The organism is Reichenbachiella sp. (assembly GCF_039969095.1).
GTDB lineage: Bacteria > Bacteroidota > Bacteroidia > Cytophagales > Cyclobacteriaceae > Reichenbachiella.
This window is the reverse complement of sequence record NZ_JBDVOL010000003.1, coordinates 152,452-175,858: the sequence shown is the minus strand read 5'-3', so window position 1 is coordinate 175,858 and position 23,407 is coordinate 152,452. Positions and strand designations below refer to the sequence as shown.

Here is a 23,407-nt window from a genome sequence, read left to right as displayed (position 1 = left end):
ACAGATCACACATGCTGCAGGCTACGAACATTATTAAATCTTATGGTGAACTACAAGTACTCAAGGGTATTGATCTGAGAGTGGAGACCGGCGAAGTAGTATCAGTGGTAGGTGCTTCTGGTGCAGGCAAAAGTACGCTGTTGCAGATCCTTGGAACACTGGATCAGCCGGATGGGGGCACTGTGGAGATCAATGGTCAAAATGTATTCAAGCTCAACTCCAAATCATTAGCTTCTTTCCGGAATCAGGAAATAGGTTTTGTGTTTCAATTTCACAATCTGTTACCTGAGTTTACCCTATTTGAAAATATCTGCATCCCAGCATATATCAATGGTAAGAACGGAAAGGCCTTGACAGATTATGCCGGCCAGCTCATGAAGTTGCTCCATATAGAGCATCGTCGAGATCACAAACCTTCTGAATTATCTGGTGGAGAATTGCAGAGAGGAGCAGTAGCCAGAGCCCTGATCAATAAGCCTTCATTGATTTTCGCGGATGAACCTAGTGGCAACTTGGACTCTGTGAATGCCGATGAGCTTCACCATTTGTTTTTCCAATTGCAGAAAGAACTCAATCAGACATTTATCATTGTCACGCATAATCAGGATTTGGCAGAGATGACTGATCGAAAAATTGTCATCCAAGACGGGCGAATTTTGAGTTAAAATTATTCAACTATGAATCTATCGAAGGGGGTGCAGTTTATGATCATCTCTACCTTCACTTTTGCCTTGATGAAAGTGTGTGTGAAAATGATTTCGCATATTCCTGCCATTGAAATCATCTTCTTTCGCTCGATCATTTCAATAGTACTTTGTCTCTTTTTCTTTGCAAAAGACAAGATCAATCCTTGGGGAAGCAATAAAAAAATCTTGATCCTTAGAGGCGTAGTTGGCTCGATTGCACTGGCTTCCTATTTCTACATTCTTCAGCAGATACCCTTGGCTGCCGCTGCCAGTATGCAATATATGGCACCCATCTTCACTGCCATTCTCGGAGTTTTTATAGTGAAAGAAAAAGTGAGTGCTAAACAGTACCTGTTCTTCTTTGTATCCTTTTTAGGCATACTAGTTATTCAAGGGTTTGATGCTAGAATCTCTTTGATTCATTTGGTAATAGGCATTGGTGGCGCAGTATTCACAGGCTTAGCATACAACTGCATCCGCATTCTCAAAACTTCCGAACACCCATTGGTCATCATCTTTTACTTTCCTTTAGTTTCACTTCCCTTAGCCGGTATTATTTCATTATTCAATTGGGTCAATCCAGTAGGTTGGGATTGGTTGTATTTGCTGTTGGTTGGAGTTTTTACACAAATCGCGCAGTACTTCATGACCAGATCCTATCAGGCAGAAGAGCTGTCCAAGGTTTCTATCATCAACTACATGGGCATCATTTATTCGCTGGCATTCGGATTCATTATTTTTGGTGAAACCTACGAATGGCTGAGTTATCTAGGTATGACTTTAGTAATTGCAGGAATTATTCTCAATCTCCGATATAAGAAGGCTTGATGCTTTTCTGCGAATTCGTAATTTTGAATTTCCAATCTGGAACTTAAAACTTTGAGCTTTCAACTTTGAACTAAATATTCATGTCTGGACATAGTAAGTGGTCGACCATCAAGCGAAAGAAAGGCGCAGCAGATGCCAAAAGAGGAAAAATATTTTCGCGTTTTAGTAAAGAAATCACCGTTGCTGTAAAAGAGGGAGGTAGCGGAGATCCCGAGGGCAACCCACGGCTTCGTATGGCCATTCAAAATGCCAAGGGTGTCAACATGCCCAAAGACAATATTGAACGTGCGATTAAAAAAGGAATCGGAGGAGACGTGAATTCTTATATGGAGCTGACTTTCGAAGGCTATGGGCCGTTTGGTGTGGCTGTTTATGTGGAGTGCCTTACAGATAACCAGAATCGTACCGTACAAGAAGTGAGAGCAGCCTTCAGTAAGAACGATGGTAGCTTAGGCACAAATGGTTCCTTGGAGTTTATCTTCGATAGAAAAGGTGTTTTTAGTTTGCCAGTAACTGATGATATGGATATCGAATCTTTAGAGCTTGATTTGATAGACGGTGGGGCGGATGATTTCTCGGAAGAAGATGGATACCTGACTGTGATGTGTGCCCTCGAAGATTTCGGCAATCTCAATAAAAAGTTTGAAGATCTTAACCTCGAAACTGAAAACGCTGAACTCCAGCGCATCCCGAACAATACCAAATCCCTCACCGACGAAGAATTCCAAAAAGTGATGAAGCTCATCGACACCCTCGAAGACAATGATGACGTCCAACAAGTTTGGCATAATCTGGAAGTGGGAGATGGACAGGGATTATTTGTATATTAGCATCTTTTACTGAAAAATCTTATCCTGAAAATCATGCCAAGAGGAATAGTGTTTTGCTCTGATAGTCAAAGAGCGTTTGAATCTCACCGTATTTTGCTAAATAAAAAAGCTCCTTTTCAAAAAATGGATGAAAATTTTTTTTTGAAATCTCCAGAGCATAAATGGTCAATGACAGCCAGTTTGATACAAGAACTAATTGAATTGAAAAAAAGTAAGAGCGTACGTTCAAAGTATGGAAATTTGTTTCTTTCTACTTTCTTCGTATTAACCATAATTTTATTTACAATTTCATACTTGTAAAACAAAAAAACCTCGACAAAATGCCGAGGTTTCAATTTCATAAACCCTTGTTGTGTTGTTACCAACAAGTCAAATTATCCAATTTTAGCGATCAAGTCAGCGGCTCTTGCAGAGTATCCAGCTTCGTTATCATACCAAGAGGCAACTTTCACCATTTTGCCATTGGCAGAAGTGATACCAGCATCGAAGATAGAAGAGTGAGGATCTCCTACGATATCAGAAGATACGATAGGGTCTTCAGTGTACTTCAAGATTCCTTTCATTGGGCCTTCAGCAGCAGCTTTCATAGCAGCGTTTACTTCTTCTACAGTTACTTCGCGAGACAAAGTAGCTACCAAGTCAGTGATTGACCCAGTTGGCGTAGGGACTCTCATAGAGTTACCATCCAATTTGCCATTCAATTCAGGCAATACCAATCCAACTGCTTTAGCAGCACCAGTCGAAGTAGGTACCATATTGATCGCAGCTGCTCTAGATCTTCTCAAGTCATTGTGAGGACCATCTTGCAAGTTCTGATCAGCAGTGTAAGCATGGATAGTGGTGATAAATCCTTGTTCCAAACCAAAGCTGTCGTGCAATACCTTAGCGATAGGAGCTAAACAGTTAGTTGTACAAGAAGCGTTAGACATGATCGTCTCATCGCCAGTCAAAATATCGTCATTTACACCCAATACGACAGTTGGGATGTTTCCTTTTGCAGGAGCAGAGATAACCACTTTCTTAGCTCCAGCAGTCAAATGTTGGCTAGCGCCAGCTTCGTCTACGAATCTACCAGTAGATTCTAGAACTACGTCGATGCCTAATGCTTTCCATGGCAAATCAGAAGGAACTCTTTCAGCAGTGATGCTGATTTTTTTTCCATTTACAACGATTCCGTCTGCAGCAGCTTCAACAGTTCCGTCGAATTTACCCTGCGTAGAATCGTACTTTAATAAGTGTGCTAACGTCTTAGTATCAGTCAGGTCGTTGATCGCAACGACTTCCACATTTTCTTTTTTCAATAATGCTTTGAACGCAAGTCTTCCGATTCGTCCAAATCCGTTGATAGCAACTTTAATCATTGATTAATAATTTAGTGTGTGTTAAAAATTTTGGCAAAACTAATAGGTTGAACGACTAATTCAAATAATTGGTTCGTAAAGAAACGAACTGTTATTTGGATGTTTGTTAATTTATCAACAGAAATTATCAAGATATCATAATATTTATAGACTTTCGTTGAATTGATCGCAAAAAAAGCCATAGAAACGGGAGTAAACTGGTTCCATTCGAAAAATTGGAAGGTTTATAAATTTCAAAAAGAAATGTGGCAGACCTTTTTCGATTTGCCCAATGGACTGCTCAATGCACCCACGGGTAGCGGCAAAACCTTCGCATTGTGGATCCCGGCTGCCATGAATGCTTATGCAGCAAAGTCGCAAAAGAAGAAATTGAAAGTCATTTGGTTGACCCCTCTGAAGGCTTTGGCCAATGATATCAAACTGGCACTTGAAAAATTTAGTCAGGACAATGATCTAGGTTTAAATATTGCCATTCGCACAGGCGAAACTTCCACTGCCGAGCGGAAGAAAATTACTGATTCAGCGCCTGATGGTTTGATTATTACACCAGAGAGTTTGCATCTCATGTTGAGCCAAAAGAATGCCCCTAACTATTTCAGTGATTTGCAGTGTGTGATTGTAGACGAATGGCACGAACTGCTAGGAACTAAACGAGGTGTACAGGTAGAATTGGCATTGTCTAAACTAAGAGTATGGTCAGATTCAGGACTAAAAACCTGGGGGATATCAGCGACAGTTGGAAATATGGACGAAGCGCTATCAACACTCACTGGGCCAAATCAAAGTGGTCAAATCATTCGAGCTAACATTAAAAAGAAAATTCAGATCAAATCGATCATACCAAAAAAGATTGAAAACTATCCTTGGGCAGGTCATCTGGGTATTCGATTGATGAAAGAGGTCATGGAAATTGTGAAGCAGAACACTACCACCCTACTCTTCACCAATACACGTTCACAAACAGAAATCTGGTATCAAGGCATTATTGATAAATATCCAGAGATGATTGGACTGATGGCCATGCATCACGGCTCGATTGACAATGACATCAGAAGATGGGTGGAGGATGCCTTGAATGCAGGTAAGCTAAAATTGGTGATTTGTACTTCCAGTTTGGACTTAGGTGTCGATTTTCGACCTGTAGACATGGTCATTCAAGTAGGTAGCCCTAAAGGAGTCTCCAGATTTTTCCAGCGAGCTGGCCGAAGTGGTCATGGTCCAGGTGAAATTAGCCAGATGCGTTTTGTGCCTACTCACGCTTTAGAGCTGATGGAGGCAAATGCATTGCGCTCAGCGATTGATGATGATTTGTACGAACCTAGAAAACCATTGACTAATTGTATTGACGTATTGGTGCAATATCTGGTCACTCTAGCGGTAGGAGATGGTTTTTTCCCAGAGGAAGTGTATGATGAAGTTAAAGCGACCAATTGTTATAAAAATCTTACGCTAGAGCAATGGCAATGGTGTCTGACGTTCATTACCACAGGCGGTGAGAGTTTGTCGCAATATGAAGAGTTTTCCAAAGTGGAAATTCTCAAAGGTGTCTATAAGGTCAATCGCCAGCGAACCGCTATGAGACACCGATTGGGGATGGGTACAATTGTGGGAGACCCTTCACTCAAAGTCAGGTTTTTAACTGGTGGATATATAGGAACAGTGGAAGAAAGTTTCGTGTCGAGACTCAATGCTGGAGATGTATTTTGGTTTGCTGGTCAGGCTTTGGAGTTTGTCAGAATCAAGGAATTGACTGTCATTGTCAAAAAAGGAAGAAAGAAAAAGGGGATTGTGCCGAGATGGGGAGGAGGAAGAATACCCCTCTCCTCTCAGCTATCCAGATTGCTTCGGCAGAAGTTTGAATTGGCTGCTCAAGGCACATATGAATCCATAGAAATGAAAAGGCTCAAGCCTTTACTCGATCTACAAGCAAAACTTTCTATTATTCCTGATAGTAAAACTTTACTGATAGAAAAAACACAAACCAAGGAAGGTTTTCATGTGTTTGTTTTTCCATTTGAAGGGAGAGCCGTTCATGAGGTGCTTGCTGGCGTGGTGGCCTTTCGTCTGGCACAGTCACAGCCGATCACCTTTTCCATATCTATGAATGATTACGGGTTTGAATTGCTGTCAGATCAAGAGATTCCAATTGAAGATGCACTCGAACAGGATTTATTTACCAGTAAGGACATCTTTTTTGATATTACCTCTTCTATTAATCAATCCGAAATGGCGAGGAGAAGGTTTCGAGAAATAGCTGCTATTTCAGGTTTGGTGTTTCAGGGGCATCCGGGCCAACCAGTTCGTGGCAAACATTTGCAAATGAATTCTGGAATCATTTACAAAGCCTTGGCTGACTATGACCCTGACAATTTACTTTTGAAGCAAGCTGAAGAAGAAGTGCTTTCACTTCAATTAGAACAAGAACGATTCTTAGAGTCTATGGACCGTATCAATCAACAAAAAATAAAATTGATAAAAACAACACAACCCACACCATTTTCATTTCCTATATTAGTGGATGGTATGCGAGAGCGTATCAGCTCTGAAAGTCTTGGCGAACGTATCGCTAAGATGCAGGTGAATATGGAGTGAGGTTTTGCATTTTTGTACTATACCTTAAAACACCCTTTTTGTCATTTCGACGGAGGAGAAATCTAAGCTAACTGCTTGGCGCTAAGATTTACGCTGTGGCTGCGAAATGGAACTTAACTTTAAAGAATTGAATATAATAAATATGAAATCAACACTAATAATTTCAACCGTACTCTTTTTTGTACTTCACACAGCTTCTGCCCAAGACCCCATCTTAGGTCAATGGAAAACAGTAGATGATGAAACCAATAAGGCTCGGTCAGTGGTAGAGATTTACAAAAAAGGTGATTTGTATTACGGCAAAGTAGTAGATATGATCCTTGAGCCCCATGAAGATCCTGACCCTGTATGTGAAAAATGTGATGAGGATGACCCTAGATACATGCAAAAAACCTTGGGAATGGAAATTCTAAAAGGTGCTAAAAAGGATGGAGAGGAATATGTAGATGGAAAAATACTCGACCCAGAAAACGGAACCGTATACAAATGCAAGTTGTGGTTAGAAGATGGAGAATTAAAGCTTCGAGGATATGTAGCTTTCTTCTATCGGACGCAAACTTGGTTAAAAAATGAATAGAGAATTGGAAGGACGTTATAACCAAATGTGGGAAAACGCCCGCTCTCAATTCAATCAAGGTAACTGCAATGTCGACCAATTAATTGATGATGAGGAAGACCACAGGCGTGGAATGACTCTATTGGCCCGACCAAATCAAAAGGTCAAAGAGGTAATTTCAAATTTCCAGAATGAACTTAGGCGTATTGAACCGAATCAATATTATCAGCCACAAGACGACTTGCACTTAACTGTGCTTTCTATTATTTCTTGTGACACAGGTTTTGAATTGAGTCAAATTAATTTAAGAGATTATGAACGTATGGTTAGGGAGTGCATCAGCGAACCCATCACAATTAACTTTGAAGGAATCACAGCAAGCTCATCTGGGATTTTAGTACAAGGTTTTCCTGAAGGAGAAGGACTTAAAGAATTAAGAAACGGCCTTAGAAATAAATTCAAGTCCTCGCAACTCCAGCATTCTATAGACTGTCGCTACAAAATCAATACAGCACATATCACCATCATGCGTTTCAGAAAACCATTGGTCGATTCTATAAAATTTGTAAAGTTGCTCGACAAATTCCGATCGTATTCCTTTGGAACTTTGCAGATCAGTCACTTACACTTGGTGTTTAATGATTGGTATCAGCGCACTGAGATCGTAAAGAAACTGGCTACTTTTGAGCTCAGTTAATTCGAGATTTCAATGAAGCACTTCAAGGCTACTATCCAAAATCAGACCTTCTACCTGTTGCCTGAAAAAGTGATCTTTTGGGAAGAACAAAAAGCTTTGATTTTGTCGGATTTGCATATTGGTAAAGCCAGTCACTTTCGAAAAGCTGGGGTGCCTATTTCGTCCCATATTCATGTGAATGAGTTTTTTGTTCTTGATGCTATCATCGAAGAATTTAATCCCGATAAGATTCTATTTGTGGGAGACCTTTTTCACAGCGACCATAATCAGGAGTGGGATTTGTTTTACAATTGGTCGCATCATTATGATGATCTTGAAATGATCTTGATTAAAGGCAATCATGATATTTTACCAGATTCACTTTATCGCAATTCAAGATTGAGAGTCGTGGATCTATTACAAATTGACAATATCGAATTTACGCATGAGCGAAATGAACTTTCTGAGTATTATAACATCTCTGGTCACATTCACCCGTCAGTGTCTATGGTTGGCTCTGGCAAGCAATCTTTGAAGCTCCCATGTTATCTATTCAGAGAAGATCATGCGTTCCTTCCTGCCTTTGGTCACTTCACTGGAATGGCAAAAATTAAACCTTCAAAAAAAGATAATATCTTTGTAGTAGCAGAAAACGAGATTATTCACGTTAGCTAATTGGACTATTTGTCGTAAATCAGCTATATTGAAAGACTGATGAAAAATTTCTACCCGCAAGGGTTACAATTAGTTACATTGTCGTATTTAAACTAGAGCGAGAGCTTAATAGTGTCATGAAAGACCATGAAGTGTTAGAACGGGTGAGTAGAGGGGACGAGGCAGCTTTGGACTACTTGTACAAAAAACATTACAAAATGATGACTCGTATTGTGCTAAACAATAATGGGTCTGAGGATGAAGCGAAGGATGTTTTTCAGGATGCGCTCTTGGTATTTTGGCAGAAGGCCGTTTCTGGTAAGTTGGTATTGACATCTAAGATTAGCACGTACATTTATAGTATTTGCTTGAATCTTTGGAGGAAGGAGTTGGACCGAAAGGGAAGACATTCCTCAGAAGAGGTCGAACAGAGTATTTATCAGGAGTATGAAAAGAATGAAAGAATTAAAATTATAACCGATTGTATCAATCAATTGGGAGACACCTGTAGAAGAATACTAACCTACCACTACTTCGATGGATTGTCTATGTCAGATATTGCAGACAAACTAAACTTTGCAAATACTGATACGGCCAAGACAAAGAAGTATAAATGTAAAAAGAAGCTTGACCTGATGGTTAAGCGGAATTATTCTTCACAAGATGTATTAGATTAAGAAAAATGGGAATTAACAAATACAGCAGTCAATTAGAAGCTTACTTCAGCGGCACCATGTCGGAAACTGACCGTATCCTGTTTGAAGGAAGAGTTGAAAGCAATCCAGAATTAAAATCTGAATTTTCTAAACAAAACGATATTGTGGAAGGTCTTAAGGCTCATCGTAGAGCTGAACTAAAGACTCGACTAAATAATATAACAGTAGAGCCTACTTTGATAGGTACGTTAATGCAAGGTTCGATGATGAAATCATTGACTTATGGACTAACGGCTGTCATGGTCGCTACAGGTAGCTATTTCTTTTACAACAAAGAAGCAGCTATACAGTATCACATAGAATCCTTAAAGGCGAAATCTGAATATTCGTTGCATTCTAATCTTCAACTTAATTCGCTAAATCAATTGAGTTACAGATTTGAAGGAAATATGCAAATGTTGGATTATGTAGATGCTGCTCCTGTTTTGAAGAAAAGGACCATTATTGAGGAAACTCCAAAACAAAGTATTGCTTTTGAAGTACCAGAAGTGGCTCCTACCCATGAGGAGGCTTTCGATGGTATGACTGTAGACTTTGGCGCTATGGATCGCATTGAGCAAGTATCTGGAATATCAGAAGTAGACAAAGTCAATATCCAAACTATTAATTCCAGAAGATATAATTTCCATTACCGTTTAGAAGACAATCGCCTTTTTCTATATGGAAAATTCAATGAGTCTCCCTATGAGATTATTGAGATTAGTACACCAGGAAGCAAGAAATTGTTTTTCTACTATCATGGAGATTTCTATCAGTTGAGGAAAAAAGCTTCTTCCATTACCCCTCTTTCAAAAATTGAGAACCGCGAATTGATTCACGAGCTTGATGCATTGAAGAGCAAAGGGTAATCACCTTCTGATTTTTTAATTTCTTCATTCCACTATTGTCAGTAATTGGGCTATTTTTGACCATTGACTTATGACAAAAGATAAAAAGTTTAGAAAAAAGAAAAAATTAGGAAGCTATCCCTTTATTAGTGTGGTTTTCAGTGTTACTCTCGCCCTTTTTGTAATGGGGCTTTTTGGTCTATTGCTAATGATGACCAAGAACTTGACAACCATTATTCAAGAAAATGTCGAAATGCAGATTTTTTTGAATAAAAATCTAAGCCAAAACGAAGTCACTAAAATCATCAAGACACTTTCTTCAAAGGATTATGTCATAAAAAAGGACGGCCTTGCACAGGTTACACATATTACAAAAGAAGAAGCAGCCAAGGAGTTTTATGAAGAGACAGGCGAGGACTTTGTAGAGTTTCTTGGAGACAATCCATTAAAAGATGTAGTGGTAATTAAAATCAATCCAGATTTTCATGAATCCCAAAACTTGATTGAAATTAAAAAAGAAATCGGCTTTATCCGTGGCGTGTATGAAGTAACTTATATCGAAAGCTTAGTAAATAGCATTCGCCAAAACGTAAAAAAAGTGAGCTTCGTGCTGATAGGCTTTTCTGTTATTTTGTTGATCGTCGTTGTAATCCTGATCAATAATACCATCAAGCTAGCCTTGTTCTCTCAGCGTTTTTTGATTCGTAGCATGCAACTGGTAGGTGCAACCTCCCAATTTATCCGAAAGCCCTTTTTATTGCGCGCTTCCTTATTTGGATTGATCGCTGGACTCATTGCAATAACTTTACTTGGATCGCTTTTGCGATATCTCAATAGCGAAGTAGAGGGATTGTTGGACTTACTTCAAACTGAACAGCTAGCTTTGCTCGGTACTGGAATCGTTTTGGTCGGAATTTTTGTAGGTTTTATGAGTACATTTGCGGCCATCAGGAAGTACATGAAAATGTCACTGGACGAACTTTATTAGATTATGAGCGACAAGAATAAATTAGCTTTTCAAAAAATCAATTATATGATCATGCTTGCCGGAGTGGCAGTTTTGATTCTCGGATTTATCATCATGAGTTTAGATGGCGAACCTTATGGGTTTGGTTTTCTTGGTCTGACTTTGGGTCCGCTTGTGGTACTTTTAGGTTTTGCCATTGAGTTTGTAGCTATTCTGTACAAGCCAAAAGAAAAATAAATGACTTTTATTGAAGCATTGATCCTTGGAATCATCCAAGGGTTAACGGAATTTCTACCTGTAAGTAGCAGCGGACACTTGGAGCTAGGCACCTATTTTTTGGGTGTACAATCAGAAGACAATCTTTTATTTTCTATTATACTTCATGGAGCCACAGCCTGTAGCACAGTGGTGATATTTAGAAAGGATATCTTAGAAATCATCAAAGGCATTTTTGAGTTTGAGTGGAATGAATCTACTCAATTTGCGGCTATGATTGTGCTTTCCATGATTCCTGTAGGAATAGTAGGTGTTTTTTTTGAGGACCAGATTGAATCTTTTTTTGGCGGAAACATTCTATTGGTAGGAACCATGTTGTTGATCACCGCTTTGTTACTTGCCTTCACTTATTTCAACAAAAAAAACGAAGGAACTATCACATTCAAAAGCTCTTTTTTAATAGGATTGGCACAAGCCATTGCTATAATGCCTGGCATATCTAGGTCGGGTTCTACCATTTCCATAGCCTTATTACTTGGCATTAACAAAGAGAAAGCGGCTCGATTCTCCTTCTTAATGGTGCTTCCTCCAATTCTGGGCGCTATGTTGTTAAAAACTAAAGATTTCTTAGAAAACCCAGAGATTGCAGCTAATATCTCTGGCATGAATCTTTCGGTTGGATTTTTGGCGGCTTTTGTATCAGGCTTGCTGGCTTGTCAATGGATGATTTCTATTGTGAAAAAAGGAAAGCTCATCTATTTCGCTATTTATTGTGGAGTGGTTGGATTGCTCGCCGTGCTTGGAAGTCTACTATGGTAGATCCTATTCTCATATCGGAAATGGACTTCGAAAAAGGAGAAGTCTTTTTGGTAGATAAGCCACTGGAATGGACTTCGTTCGATGTGGTAAAAAAAATTAGGGGAAGGCTTAAAATAAAAAAAGTGGGTCATGCAGGTACTTTGGACCCATTGGCTACAGGCTTGCTTATTATTTGTGCGGGCAAAGCCACTAAAAAAATTAATGAATATCAGGATTTAGGAAAAACCTATACCGGTAAAATGGTATTGGGTAAGACCACCCCTTCAGTAGATTTAGAGACTGAGTTCGATAGTGAAAAATCTTACGAGCATATCACCGAACAGCAAGTAAATGAAGCGGCAGCCAAATGGACAGGAGATATTGTGCAAATTCCACCGATCTATAGTGCCATCAAAGTAGATGGAGAGAGAGCCTATAAAGCAGCTAGGCGGAAAGAAGAGATCAAACTCAAACCTAGACCAGTTCATGTGCCTGTGTTTGAAGTAGATTCCAGCAATTTTCCCGAGGTCAGTTTCAAAATCCAATGCTCTAAAGGAACATACATCAGAAGCCTGGTTCGAGACGTTGGGGAAGAGTTGGGCTGTGGAGCCTATATGTCTGAACTACGGCGTACTGCAATTGGTGATTTTCAAGTAGACGATGCATTTGTTTTAGAAGATTTTATTTCCCGATTGCAAAGAGATTAGATTTGCCGTCATAATTACACGCTATGGTCATTATTGAAGGACACCAAGCCATTCCCGATATTCAAAACGCTATTGTTACCAGTGGTACTTTTGATGGTGTGCACTTCGGTCATCAGAAGATTCTCAAGAAGATAGTTAAAACAGCTCGAGAACTTAATGGTAAAAGTGTAGTTCTCACTTTTTGGCCACATCCCCGGTTTGTTTTGTTTCCTGAGGAAAAGACTTTGAAACTACTTTCCACTTTTGAAGAGAAGGCACAATTACTGGAAGAAGTAGGAATTGACTACTTGGTTAAAGTAGAGTTCACCAAAGCCTTCTCTCAACTGTCTTCAGAGACTTTCATCCAGAACATGCTTGTTAAAAAACTGAAGACCAAGAAATTGATCATTGGTTACGATCATCGTTTTGGTAAAAATCGATCAGGCAGTTTTGAGTACTTGAAAGAAAATAGTGAGCGGTTCGGGTTTGAAGTCGAAGAAATTCCTAGACAGGATATCGACGATGTGGGAGTGAGCAGTACCAAAATTCGTCAGGCTTTATTTCACGGATCGGTAGACTTAGCAGCTGAGTTTCTTGGGCGCCAGTATAGCCTGACTGGCCAAGTGGTCAAAGGAAAACGAATAGGAACAAAATTGGGGTTTCCAACGGCCAATGTTCAGGTCAAAGAAGACTTTAAATTAATTCCAAAGGATGGTGCATACATCGTCCAAGTGAAAACTGGAGGCAAATGGCACAAAGCCATGCTCAATATTGGCATTCGACCAACGGTGGGAGGATTACACCGTGTCATTGAAACACACATATTTGACTTTAATGAGCAGATATATGACCAAACTATCCAAATCAATTTTGTGAAATACTTAAGGGAAGAGAAAAAATTTGATTCCTTAGAAGACCTAAAAGCTCAACTTCAGAAGGATAAAGTAGTAGCCTTGGAACTTCTTAAAGAATATTGATCCAGTTGTTGGAAGTTTGATGGGGGCGAACGCCTCAAAAACCTTAAGTTTGTAGTGTATCATTATACATTAAACAACAACTTACTGCTATGAACAAAATTGTAGCTGATGCTCAAGCCGCCATTGAAGGAATCAATCACGGTATGACGTTAATGTTGGGAGGCTTTGGTCTTTGCGGCATTCCTGAAAATTGTATTTCAGCCCTAAACGATAAAGGGATTTCCGATCTTACTTGTATCTCTAATAATGCTGGGGTGGATGATTTTGGTTTAGGACTTTTACTTCAAAAAAAACAAATTAAGAAAATGATCTCTTCTTATGTAGGAGAGAATGACGAATTTGAAAGGCAAATGTTGAGCGGTGAATTAGAAGTGGATTTGATTCCACAAGGTTCATTGGCTGAAAGATGTCGAGCGGGTGGAGCAGGAATTCCAGCTTTTTTCACTCCTGCAGGTTTCGGAACTGAAGTCGCAGAAGGGAAAGAAGTTAGAGAATTCAATGGCAAACCACACATTTTGGAATCGGCACTTACGGCGGATTTTGCAATTGTAAAGGCCTGGAAAGGAGATAAATTTGGAAACTTAGTTTATAAAGGAACTGCACGAAATTTTAATCCGCCTATGGCCATGGCTGGCAAGATTACGATTGCAGAAGTAGATGAATTAGTAGAGCCAGGAGAGTTGGATCCTAATTTCATACATACACCCGGCATTTTCGTTCAGCGCATTTTTCAAGGAAAGGATTATGAAAAGCGAATTGAGCAATTGACAATCAGGAAAATTGAAAATTGATCAATTTGAAAATGAGGAATGATAAGGAAAATATCGTTGTAGACTTGACTTTTCAATTTGCACTGGGCATAATTTCATTTGCTGAAAAACTGGAGTCAGAAAAGAAGTATGTAATTGCCAGGCAGATACTAAAACCAGGCACGTCAATAGGTGCAAATGTGCGTGAGGCACAAAATGCTGAGAGTAAGGCTGACTTTATTCATAAACTCAAGATAGCCGCACCTTCAATTCTTCAAATTAAAAAATCTTCAAATTATTTAAGGGATGTTAGATAAAACTGGAATTGCAAAACGAATAGCACAAGAATTACAGAATGGTTGGTACGTCAATCTAGGCATTGGAATTCCAACATTAGTTGCTAATTATATCCCAGAAGGGATTGAGGTAGAATTTCAATCTGAGAATGGCATTCTTGGAATGGGGCCATTTCCGTACGAGGGAGAAGAAGATGCGGATATGATCAATGCAGGGAAACAGACCGTTACACTGCTGAAAGGTGCATCTATTTTCGATTCATCGACCAGCTTCGCCATGATTCGTGGCCAACATGTTCAATTAACTGTTTTAGGTGCCATGGAAGTATCAGAAAACGGAGATATTGCCAATTGGAAGATTCCTGGCCGAATGGTGAAAGGGATGGGTGGAGCCATGGATTTAGTGGCATCTGCTGAAAATATCATAGTAGCCATGATGCACACCAACAAAGCAGGGGAGTCAAAAATATTAAAAAGGTGTACGCTTCCTTTGACTGGAGTAGGCTGTGTAAAGAAGATTGTAACCAATATGGCTGTTCTAGATGTCACGCCAAAAGGTTTCCAATTAATCGAAAGAGCGCCTGGAGTGTCTGTCGAAGATATTCAAAAGGCCACTGAAGGTACATTGATCGTTGAAGGAGAGATTCCAGAAATGAAGATATAACTTTTCCGAAGTTTGTTGTAAAAGATTAAAGCCAAGAGCAAGAAGACTGCCTAGTCTCCCTGCTTTTTTCTTTGAAAACCGAAATGATTACTGATTAGTCCACCTTCTTCTGCACTTGATTTTTATCTTGGCATTTATTCATTTTAGATTTTTTCAACATGAATCAGATAAAATCAAAAGGACTGTCTGAGTCCTGGAAGGAATAAAAAAATTACGATTACTGGAATGGACGAGTTTCTTTTTGATTCTGAGCTCATGATGGAAAAAGCGTTAAGAAATGAATAGCAGCCTTGAATTCTTTGCTTACTTTCTTTTTCAAGAAAGAAAGTAAGGCCAGCCGGCGAGGCGAAAGTATCGTTGAGATACAAGTAAGTTTTAAACTCTGTTTCATTGGATAGATTCTATTAAGGTAAGACGTATTTTGATCATTTCTGATTCTCCCTCAGCTTTACAAATTGATCAAGGATTAGACTATTGTGATTGATTCAAATATTCTGAATTCAAGGTGGTATTCTGTGACTATTCATCGACTCTTTCATGAAGGTTTTGTTTCTTTGCACCTCCATTACGCAGATAAAATCAGATGAAGAAATCAAAAATCAACATAGAGGTCACACTCGACGAACAGAATATTCCAGAAGAAATTCAATGGTCCGCTGAAGATGCTGGGGCTGAACAACAAAAAACCAAGTCTATCTCTATTGGTATTTGGGATGATAAAAAGAGAGATACTTTGATGCTCGATCTTTGGACAAAAGACATGAATACAGATGAAATGAAGCAGTTTCATATTAATCTTTTAGGCAGCTCTGCAAGTACACTTTTGTCTGCCACAGGTGATGAATTCATGTCGTCAGAAATCTCCAATCTTTGCGAAAAATTGGTGCAATACCTGAGTGAAAAGTAGTATGCATGCATAATTTTTCTCTAAAATCATTATTAGGTGCTTAATCAAGGCTGATTTTATTAAATTTTCTTTAATATTAGAGACACGAAATAGTTTTTTCGTAGCATGATGATCAGCAAAACACTTAATAATGATTAATATGAGTAAACTTTTTACTAAGCGATTTTATCTGAGTTTGGTACTCGGGGGACTAATTAATTTCGGTGCTCTGGCACAGACTACCATTTCAGGCAGTGTTGTAGATAGCAACACGAGAGAGACTTTGCTCGGTGTGAGTATCGTGGTGAAAGGCAAAGTTATAGGCACAATTTCGGACACAGATGGAAATTTCAAATTGAGCGTAAGTTCTGCGCCTCCTATGACCTTAGTGTTTTCGATGGTAGGTTATACTTCTACCGAAATTGAAATTAACGATGCCAATGTTCAAGGACTCGAAATTAGTTTGGAAGAATCTGCAATCTTAGGGCAAGAAGTAGTCGTATCTGCTTCGCGAGTTGAGGAAAGCATCTTGGAGTCTCCTGTCTCCATAGAAAAGTTAGATATTCTGGCTGTCCAAAATACAGCATCAGATGACTACTACAAGGGACTGGCGAACATTAAGGGAGTAGATGTAAATTCTTCTAGTATTAATTTTCAAATAGTAAATACAAGAGGTTTTGCCAGCAACGGTAATACAAGATTTGTACAACAAACGGATGGAATGGATACACAGGCTCCTGGTCTTAATTTTCCTGTAGGCAACCTAAATGGCCCTTCTGTTATCGATGTGGAAAGTTTGGAACTAATTCCTGGGTCATCATCTGCAATATATGGGGCCAATGCTTTCAATGGAATTCTATTAGTCAATAGCAAGAATCCTTTTGACTATCAAGGTCTAAGTGCTTATTATAAAGTTGGCGTAAATCACGTAGGATCTAACGCAGATCAGGATGCCGCAATGATGAATGAGATGGCCATTCGATATGCCAAGGCTTTCAACAACAAGTTGGCAGTAAAAGTGAATTTCTCTTATATGCAAGCAGATGATTGGCATGGTACTAGCGCATTTGATAGAAATGCTAGTATAAATCCTTTTCCAAATGAAGAGAACATCAGTGCGGACAGATTGCACTATATGGGAGATGAAGCCAATTTGAATATGAATATTTTAAGATTTAGTACCACAAGTGGAGGTTCAGTTGGATGGCAAACTCCGGCATCTTCAGGAGACGGTGTTTTTGAACCGGGCATAACAGCTTGGCAGTATTCTCAATCTGGATTTTTGCCCAATCATATCATTGCAGCACCTAGTTACGAGGAAAAATATATAGTTGATTACGGCGCGAAAAATTTAAAAGCAAATGCTGGTCTTTACTATCGATTGAATGATGAATTAGAATTGAGCTACTTGTTTAACTATGGTTTTGGAACTACTGTTTATACCGGAGCACAGCGGTATTCATTAAAGAATTTTGCCATTCAACAGCATAGACTACAGCTAAGAGGCGATAATTTTTATATAAGAGCCTATACCACTCGTGAAAACTCTGGAGATTCATTTATTGCAGAATTTTTGGCTAAGAGGGTCAATGATGAAAGATACGGAGGGGATGTATCTAACTACCTTACTACTTACCCTATATATTATCTTGAGTCTTTATATAATCAAGGATTTAGGCCAAGTGATGACCCCAACAATGTCACTTCCGATCAATCTTGGCAAGCGCATGAATATGCGATGGGCGTGATGGATGCCGCTTTTCCTTTAGATCCTGAATCAAAGCAATTCGAAGAATATAAAAACAAGGTAAGCGAAGGAGAAGTCCCTTTTGGACCAAAATTTAATGATAATTCTGGCATGTACCATGTGGAGGGTCAGTATGATTTTAAAAATCAAATTGATGCAATAAGTCTTCAAACTGGTGCGAGTTTTAGAATGTTTGATTTGAAGTCGAATGGAACTGTATTTGACGATTTAGGAGGGCGTACCATAAAAGAATATGGCGGTTATGCACAAGCTTCTAAAAAGATAGCAAATGATCGAGTTAATCTTTTAGCATCTGTGAGATACGATAAGAATGAAAATTTTGATGGTCAATTTAGTCCTAAATTGGCTGCTGTATGGACATTTATGGAAAGTCATAATTTACGCATCTCGGCGCAGAGAGGATTTAGAAACCCAACAAATCAAGGTCAGTATATTGATTTGGACATTATCTCTGCTCGTCTATTAGGAGGCCTTCCAAGAGTAAATGAAAAGTATAAACTAACTGAAAATAGCTACCCAGTCTCGGTGGTTAATGAATGGACGGACGCTTTGTTTGAATCCAATGGTAACCCATTTGACCCAGCTCTTGTAGATGAATATTTAACAGGAAATGAACTAACTGAATTTAATGCTGTTCAACCTGAAACTGTCAAGGCATTCGAAATAGGTTACAAAAGCTTGCTTTCGAATAATTTAATGATTGACTTGGTTGGGTATTATAATATATACAACAATTTCATTACTCAGATTCAGGCAAGAAAATACAGTGAATTGGCAGATGGAAGCCCAAATTATGCTTCTTTGATGCGAGGGTCTACATTGACTTTACTTTCTGACGGTAGTTTTGAAGGAAATACGGCACAATTTTATACGAACATTGATAGACAAGTAACAGCTCAGGGGGCTGCTATCGGTCTTACCTATAGTTTGTCAGGCGGATATACTATAGGAGGTAATTATAATTGGAATGTGCTGAATGATGAGGACAAACTAGCGGCAGAAGGTTTTATTTCAGAATTCAATACACCAGAGCATAAGTTCAATATTTCATTTGCAAACAGAAAATTGACGGAGAACTTAGGATTTAATGTCACTTACAGATGGCAAGATGCATTCTTGTGGCAATCCTCTTTTGCTATTGGAGAAGTGGAAGCATATGCTACATTGGACGCACAAGTCAGCTACAAAATCAGCAATTTGAAATCAGTTGTGAAATTGGGAGGGTCTAATCTGACTAATGATTTTTATAACACCAGTCTAGGTGGTCCAAATATCGGAGCGATATACTATGTATCCATCACATTTGATGAATTCATGAATTAAGACTTTAAAGATCAATACGCAAAGCTGACATCGTAGTAGAACTTTTACTTTGGTGTCAGCTTTTTATTTTTTAAATCGAATTATCCTAAAATGAAAACTAGCTATACGAATAAAATAATTGTTTCACTTCTATTATTCGTAGTTGTTTGTACTTCGTGCAATGACAACGATGACAAAAAAGAAAGTGTTCAACACCTAGAGACTTCAACTTTCCAATTTGGAAATGATAAAGATGAAATTCTCAATTTATTTGCTTTTGCGGGTATTGATCAATTAGACGATTACCTAACGCATGATGTAAAAATTTATGAGTTGGAATATAAAACGCAGTATTTAGGGGAAGAAATTATTGCTTCTGGCTTAGTGACTTTTCCTGATACTTCCGAACCCATGCCTATGCTAAGTTTCCAACACGGTACTATGGTTGGGCACGATGAAGCTCCAACAGTTAATCGTGATTATACATTATTAAGCAATCTGGCAAGTGCCGGCTATATTTTTCTAATTCCTGATTTTATAGGATTTGGTAGTTCAAGCGAAGTACTACACCCTTACTATCATGCTGATTTAACAGCAAATTCTATATTGGATATGGTCCAAGCAGCTGAGGAATTGGCCAAGCAAGAAGGCTTTGACTTTAATGGAGATTTGTATTTGGCAGGTTACTCTGAAGGAGGGTTTGCCACCATGGCAGCTCATAAAGCCTATGAGGAGCATCCTATAGATGGCATCAAGCTTATTGCTTCGGCTCCAGCATCTGGGGGATATGATGTCAAAGGAATGCAAGAATATTTTTTCAGCCTTGATACTTATCACCAGCCATTTTATCTAGCATATGTAGCTATGTCTTATTTTTCTACTTATTCAGATTGGACTCTTAGCTTAAGTGATATGTTTAATGAACCTTACGCGACTGATATCCCAAAATATTTTGATGGAAGCTATTCTGGAGGAGATATCAATGATAAGTTAACGAATGATGTGAATGAATTATTAACAGAGACATTTCTCGATGAGGTAGACACCAACGATAAATTTGATGAATTAAATGATGCTTTTGAAGAAAACAGCTTAGATGCTTGGGTACCAGAGATACGAATGATCATGTATCATGGCGATGCAGATATTACTGTACCCTATCAAAATTCGGTGGACGCTTATGAAAATATGATAACCCTAGGCACATCTAGTGATATCTTGTCGTTTATTTCAATTGAAGGAGGGACACATGGCACTGGTTTTTTCCCTTATGTAGAAGATTTTATTAAGAAGTTTGATGAGCTGAAATAAGTGATTTCAGATTTCGTTACTACTGAGCGGACAAAATTCTGTGAAATGAAATTTGTTATGCATACATACTATTATATATATTTTATTTAAATTGGATGACTTAATTCAATTTTTGAAAACAAAATTCTACGAAATGAATACACTTGACAAACTATTTAGAGTTATGATGCTGACGCTTTTATGCGGATTAGCACTGTCATTCACAGCTTGTGATGACGATGAAGATGATGAAGAAGAAGCAACGATGACGATTTATGAACTAGTATCAGCTGATAGTGATCTTAGTGACTTAAAAAGTTATATTGATGCTGATGCAGAATTGAAAGGATATGCCGAGGGTACAACTACTCACACTTTATTTGCTCCGAACAATGCGGCATTTACAAAATTAGAAGCAACATTAGGTAGTTCACTTGATATAGTAGCTCCAGATATTGTAAAAGCTACCATGCTTTTTCAATTTGTAGCAGATGATGTCTCTAGCGATGAGCTTGTGAATGGTTCATTTGAAACTTTGCAAGGAGAAAACATTGTTGGAAATGGCGATGGTACTATTGCTACCGGTGGATCTGATGATGCAGTAGAGGTACTAGAGGCTGATATAGCTGCTACTAACGGTACTGTACACGTTATTGAAACTATTCTTATTCCTCCAACACTATTCGCAACAATTGGGGTTAACTTGGGTAAACTATCTCAGCCTATTTTGTTAGGCGCAGACTTTACAATTTTGGCTTCAGCTATAGCAAAAGCTGACACTTATGCAGCTGAAAATGAATTGACTACTCTGACTTCAATTTTGATTGGGGAAACAGCTTACACAGTATTCGCGCCTTCTAATGCAACATTTGAAGCAGGAAGTATTACTGCAGATACCTATACTGCTCAGCAGTGGTATGGTATTATTGCTAATCATGTAATAGTGGGAAGTGTAGCAGGTTCTACATTGGAGACATGTGATGAGTTTAGTACTTTGTATACCTTGGATGGAGTTAATTTCGGTGCTTTAGAAATTTTCAATAATACAGATGTAGTTGAAGCGGACAATGGTATCGGTGTTTATATCGATTCTAATGGAGACGTAGATTGTACGTTGGCTGATTCGGGGGCTTCCCTAACTAATTTGGATGCAGAAGTAGCAATTGCAGATGCATTTGAGGCGTCAAATGGAATTCTTCATGTGATTGCGGGTGTTCTTGCACCTTAAGTAAGACTTATATAATAATTTTAAACCCTGGCGAATTTCGTCAGGGTTTTTTTGTGTCCTGCTTATAGGAGCAATTGAAACGGACTGCTAACACAAGTATAAAATGTTATGCATGCATACTATATTTTGGAAAATCTTCTGTATTTTAGAGGAATGAAAACTGACCCAAAATGGCTTCCTTCTGAAGTGGTTTCAACACGCCTACTCCATCAGAGTTACTCCTTCGAGAACTCTGATGTCTTTGAGAGATATTCTCAGAGTCCCTTACAGGTGACTCTGAGGAGAAGTAACTTTGTTTGGAAATGGACTCTGATTGCTGATGTTGTCCAGTTGATTTTTGGGCATAAAAAAAGGGTCTCTGAATCAGAAACCCTTTCGCTATCTGGTGGTGATGAGTGGGCTCGAACCACCGACTCACGGATTTTCAGTCCGATGCTCTACCAACTGAGCTACATCACCGCGTTAACGAGGCACAAAAGTAAAAATAATTGTTAATGCGGCAAACATTTTAGAAGATATTTGAAATAAAAAAATAGGGAGAATATGACATGGATTTTACAAGTAGTTTTTGTGGCGGTTGTAGCTGTTCCGATCTACTTTTTAATACGAAGAATTAAGCAAATCAGAAGTAATATTTTGCTTGGTAAAGACTTGGATCGTTCGGATCGGCCAAGTGATAGATGGAAGGCCATGTTTTTGATAGCCTTCGGTCAAAAAAAGATGTTTAAAAAGCCCATTCCTGCCTTTTTGCATTTGCTGATTTATGTTGGATTCCTTGTGATCAACCTTGAAGTTCTTGAGTTTTTGATTGATGGATTGCTTGGGACGCACAGAATATTTGCGCCATACTTGGGGTCATTTTATAATGTAGCCATGAACTTCTTCGAGTTGCTAGCCTTTGGGGTGCTTATTTCCTGTATTGCCTTTCTGATTCGAAGAAATGTGATCAAGGTGCCAAGATTCACCAAACCCGAAATGAAAGGATGGCCTGCGTTGGATGGTAATCTGATTTTGATCATTGAATGTGTGTTGATGTTCGCTATTCTAAAAATGAATGCAGCAGATCAGGTATTACAAAGCAGAGGGGTTGCAGGGTATGTGGATACTGGAAACTTGATGATTTCTAGCCTATTCATTCCGTTGTTTCAAAATTATTCAGATGGCTTTTTGATAGTCATTGAGAGAGGAGCCTGGTGGTTCCATATCATTGGCATTTTTGCTTTCGCTGTCTATGTGACTTACTCTAAACATCTTCATATCTTTTTAGCATTCCCTAATACCTATTATTCCAATCTGGAACCAAAGGGTAAAATTCAGAATATGGATGCAGTGACCAATGAAGTCAAATCCATGCTGGGTATGCCTGTAGAGGGAGCAGGAGATCCTCCTGCCGAAGTAGGAACTTTCGGAGCGAAAGATGCTACAGATTTGAGTTGGAAGAGTTTGATGGAAGCTTATTCTTGTACAGAGTGTGGAAGATGCACAGCAGAATGTCCAGCCAATCAAACCGGAAAGCTGCTTTCTCCACGTAAAGTGATGATGGACACCCGCGATCGAATAGAAGACATAGGAGCGGGTAAAGGAGAAGGAAAGGCCTTATTAGGCGACTTTATTACTAAAGAAGAAATCAATGCCTGTACGAGCTGTAATGCCTGTACAGAGGCATGTCCTATTAATATTGATCCATTGTCCATTATTTTGGAAATGAAGCGCTATGTAGCCATGGAAGAGTCTGGCTCACCAGCCTCTTGGAATTCTATGTTTTCCAATATTGAAACCAATTTTGCCCCTTGGAAATTTTCTCCAACCGATAGGTTCAACTGGGCACAAGATTTAAACGACAAAAACTAAGCA

Annotated in this window: 24 protein-coding genes and 1 tRNA gene; 22 read left to right on the top strand and 3 right to left on the bottom strand. The window is 38.8% G+C overall.

What is annotated here, in order from left to right:
* Positions 1 to 11 precede the first annotated feature (11 nt).
* From ABJH98_RS00865 to ABJH98_RS00855, 3 genes are all read left to right on the top strand, one after another.
* Positions 12 to 665, top strand: a complete 654-nt coding sequence (locus ABJH98_RS00865; RefSeq protein WP_348305770.1) for an ABC transporter ATP-binding protein — start codon at positions 12 to 14, stop codon at positions 663 to 665.
* A gap of 12 nt (positions 666 to 677) precedes the next feature.
* Positions 678 to 1,514: a DMT family transporter gene (locus ABJH98_RS00860; RefSeq protein WP_348305729.1), complete on the top strand. Its 837-nt coding sequence runs from the start codon at positions 678 to 680 to the stop codon at positions 1,512 to 1,514.
* Positions 1,515 to 1,594: 80 nt separating this feature from the next.
* Positions 1,595 to 2,344, top strand: a complete 750-nt coding sequence (locus tag ABJH98_RS00855) for a YebC/PmpR family DNA-binding transcriptional regulator (protein WP_348305728.1) — start codon at positions 1,595 to 1,597, stop codon at positions 2,342 to 2,344.
* Between the two features lie 374 nt (positions 2,345 to 2,718).
* On the opposite strand, the gene gap is transcribed toward ABJH98_RS00855, so the two are convergent.
* Positions 2,719 to 3,705 carry a type I glyceraldehyde-3-phosphate dehydrogenase gene (gap, locus tag ABJH98_RS00850; RefSeq protein ID WP_348305727.1) on the bottom strand — a complete coding sequence of 329 codons (987 nt, stop codon included), beginning with the start codon at positions 3,703 to 3,705 and terminating at the stop codon, positions 2,719 to 2,721.
* Between the two features lie 162 nt (positions 3,706 to 3,867).
* Between gap and ABJH98_RS00845 the strand changes: the two genes are divergently transcribed.
* From ABJH98_RS00845 to ABJH98_RS00760, 18 genes are all read left to right on the top strand, one after another.
* Complete coding sequence (locus ABJH98_RS00845) at positions 3,868 to 6,297, top strand: ligase-associated DNA damage response DEXH box helicase (protein ID WP_348305726.1); 2,430 nt, start codon at positions 3,868 to 3,870, stop codon at positions 6,295 to 6,297.
* A gap of 142 nt (positions 6,298 to 6,439) precedes the next feature.
* Positions 6,440 to 6,874 carry a DUF2147 domain-containing protein gene (locus ABJH98_RS00840; RefSeq protein ID WP_348305725.1) on the top strand — a complete coding sequence of 145 codons (435 nt, stop codon included), beginning with the start codon at positions 6,440 to 6,442 and terminating at the stop codon, positions 6,872 to 6,874.
* Positions 6,867 to 7,550, top strand: coding sequence for a mutarotase (locus tag ABJH98_RS00835; protein WP_348305724.1), 684 nt, complete (start codon positions 6,867 to 6,869; stop codon positions 7,548 to 7,550). Before ABJH98_RS00840 ends, ABJH98_RS00835 begins: the two co-directional genes overlap by 8 nt.
* Before the next feature lie 12 nt (positions 7,551 to 7,562).
* Positions 7,563 to 8,204 carry a ligase-associated DNA damage response endonuclease PdeM gene (gene pdeM, locus ABJH98_RS00830; RefSeq protein WP_348305723.1) on the top strand — a complete coding sequence of 214 codons (642 nt, stop codon included), beginning with the start codon at positions 7,563 to 7,565 and terminating at the stop codon, positions 8,202 to 8,204.
* Between the two features lie 116 nt (positions 8,205 to 8,320).
* The gene (locus ABJH98_RS00825) at positions 8,321 to 8,860 is read left to right on the top strand and encodes a sigma-70 family RNA polymerase sigma factor (protein ID WP_348305722.1); all 540 of its coding nucleotides are present in this window, start codon (positions 8,321 to 8,323) and stop codon (positions 8,858 to 8,860) included.
* A gap of 5 nt (positions 8,861 to 8,865) precedes the next feature.
* Entirely contained in the window at positions 8,866 to 9,747 is an 882-nt protein-coding gene (locus ABJH98_RS00820) for a hypothetical protein (protein WP_348305721.1), read from the top strand.
* Positions 9,748 to 9,817: 70 nt separating this feature from the next.
* Positions 9,818 to 10,714, top strand: coding sequence for an ABC transporter permease (locus ABJH98_RS00815; protein ID WP_348305720.1), 897 nt, complete (start codon positions 9,818 to 9,820; stop codon positions 10,712 to 10,714).
* A gap of 3 nt (positions 10,715 to 10,717) precedes the next feature.
* The gene (locus tag ABJH98_RS00810) at positions 10,718 to 10,930 is read left to right on the top strand and encodes a DUF3098 domain-containing protein (RefSeq protein ID WP_348305719.1); all 213 of its coding nucleotides are present in this window, start codon (positions 10,718 to 10,720) and stop codon (positions 10,928 to 10,930) included.
* Complete coding sequence (locus tag ABJH98_RS00805; protein WP_348305718.1) at positions 10,931 to 11,728, top strand: undecaprenyl-diphosphate phosphatase; 798 nt, start codon at positions 10,931 to 10,933, stop codon at positions 11,726 to 11,728.
* Positions 11,722 to 12,414 (top strand): tRNA pseudouridine(55) synthase TruB, encoded by a 693-nt coding sequence (gene truB / locus ABJH98_RS00800; RefSeq protein WP_348305717.1) that lies wholly within the window; start codon positions 11,722 to 11,724, stop codon positions 12,412 to 12,414. Before ABJH98_RS00805 ends, truB begins: the two co-directional genes overlap by 7 nt.
* A gap of 23 nt (positions 12,415 to 12,437) precedes the next feature.
* Positions 12,438 to 13,370, top strand: coding sequence for a bifunctional riboflavin kinase/FAD synthetase (locus tag ABJH98_RS00795; protein WP_348305716.1), 933 nt, complete (start codon positions 12,438 to 12,440; stop codon positions 13,368 to 13,370).
* 89 nt (positions 13,371 to 13,459) lie between these two features.
* The gene (locus ABJH98_RS00790; RefSeq protein ID WP_348305715.1) at positions 13,460 to 14,161 is read left to right on the top strand and encodes a CoA transferase subunit A; all 702 of its coding nucleotides are present in this window, start codon (positions 13,460 to 13,462) and stop codon (positions 14,159 to 14,161) included.
* An 11-nt stretch (positions 14,162 to 14,172) separates the two neighbouring features.
* Complete coding sequence (locus ABJH98_RS00785) at positions 14,173 to 14,436, top strand: four helix bundle protein (protein WP_348305714.1); 264 nt, start codon at positions 14,173 to 14,175, stop codon at positions 14,434 to 14,436.
* Positions 14,426 to 15,079: a CoA transferase subunit B gene (locus ABJH98_RS00780; RefSeq protein ID WP_348305713.1), complete on the top strand. Its 654-nt coding sequence runs from the start codon at positions 14,426 to 14,428 to the stop codon at positions 15,077 to 15,079. The genes ABJH98_RS00785 and ABJH98_RS00780 overlap by 11 nt, the downstream gene beginning before the upstream one ends.
* A gap of 583 nt (positions 15,080 to 15,662) precedes the next feature.
* Entirely contained in the window at positions 15,663 to 15,986 is a 324-nt protein-coding gene (gene gldC / locus ABJH98_RS00775) for a gliding motility protein GldC (protein WP_348305712.1), read from the top strand.
* Between the two features lie 139 nt (positions 15,987 to 16,125).
* Positions 16,126 to 19,056 (top strand): TonB-dependent receptor, encoded by a 2,931-nt coding sequence (locus ABJH98_RS00770; protein ID WP_348305711.1) that lies wholly within the window; start codon positions 16,126 to 16,128, stop codon positions 19,054 to 19,056.
* A 90-nt stretch (positions 19,057 to 19,146) separates the two neighbouring features.
* The gene (locus tag ABJH98_RS00765; RefSeq protein WP_348305710.1) at positions 19,147 to 20,346 is read left to right on the top strand and encodes an alpha/beta hydrolase; all 1,200 of its coding nucleotides are present in this window, start codon (positions 19,147 to 19,149) and stop codon (positions 20,344 to 20,346) included.
* 133 nt (positions 20,347 to 20,479) lie between these two features.
* Positions 20,480 to 21,553, top strand: coding sequence for a fasciclin domain-containing protein (locus ABJH98_RS00760; protein WP_348305709.1), 1,074 nt, complete (start codon positions 20,480 to 20,482; stop codon positions 21,551 to 21,553).
* Between the two features lie 145 nt (positions 21,554 to 21,698).
* Here ABJH98_RS00760 and ABJH98_RS00755 read toward each other — a convergent pair whose 3' ends face one another.
* Both ABJH98_RS00755 and ABJH98_RS00750 read right to left on the bottom strand, forming a co-directional pair.
* Positions 21,699 to 21,971 carry a hypothetical protein gene (locus tag ABJH98_RS00755; protein ID WP_348305708.1) on the bottom strand — a complete coding sequence of 91 codons (273 nt, stop codon included), beginning with the start codon at positions 21,969 to 21,971 and terminating at the stop codon, positions 21,699 to 21,701.
* Positions 21,937 to 22,012, bottom strand: a tRNA-Phe gene (locus ABJH98_RS00750). Before ABJH98_RS00750 ends, ABJH98_RS00755 begins: the two co-directional genes overlap by 35 nt.
* Before the next feature lie 84 nt (positions 22,013 to 22,096).
* On the opposite strand from ABJH98_RS00750, the gene ABJH98_RS00745 reads away from it, so the two are divergent.
* The gene (locus ABJH98_RS00745; RefSeq protein ID WP_348305707.1) at positions 22,097 to 23,404 is read left to right on the top strand and encodes a (Fe-S)-binding protein; all 1,308 of its coding nucleotides are present in this window, start codon (positions 22,097 to 22,099) and stop codon (positions 23,402 to 23,404) included.
* Positions 23,405 to 23,407: the final 3 nt, after the last annotated feature.